A 592-nucleotide genomic window follows, 5' to 3' on the forward strand; every position below is an offset into this window, starting at 1 on the left:
CTGCAGGCCCTCGACGATGACTTGGTCGCCGTCGCCGACGCCGGAATCCACCAGCCAATTGTTGCCGACGCTGTTGCGCACGCTGAGCACGCGCTGCTCGACCTTGCCCTGGGCGTTGACGACCATGGCCGTCGCCTGGCCCTTGGGGTCGCGGGTGACGCCGCGCTGCGGCACCAGGAAGCTGTTTTGGGCGACGCCTTCCTCGACGATGGCGCGCACATACATGCCAGGCAAGAGCAGGCGGTCGGGATTGGGGAACTGGGCTCTGAGCGCAAAGGTGCCGGTCGACTGGTCGACATTGGCGCCGGCGAACTCCAGCTTGCCGTTCTGCGCGTAGATGGTGCCGTTGTCGAGCTTCAGCTTGACGCTGACATTGGTCCCGCTGAATTTCAGCCGGCCTTCGTTGATCGCCTGGCGCAGATTGAGCAGGTTGGTGCTGGACTGCGTGACGTCGACATTGATCGGATCGAGCGAGCGAATGGTGGTCAGCACCGTTTCCTGGTTGGCGGTGACCAATGCTCCCGGCGTCAATGTCGATTTGTCGATGCGGCCGGCGATCGGCGCGGTGATCGAGGTGCGGTCGAGGCTGATC

Annotated in this window: 1 protein-coding gene; it reads right to left on the reverse strand. The window is 64.2% G+C overall.

All coding sequences use genetic code 11. The features are described 5' to 3' along the window. Positions 1–592, reverse strand: a 592-nt coding sequence (locus EOA27_RS39300) for an efflux RND transporter periplasmic adaptor subunit (protein WP_127259077.1), incomplete at both ends; no start/stop codon positions are given.

This window comes from Mesorhizobium sp. M2A.F.Ca.ET.037.01.1.1, from assembly GCF_003998075.1.
Lineage (GTDB): Bacteria > Pseudomonadota > Alphaproteobacteria > Rhizobiales > Rhizobiaceae > Mesorhizobium.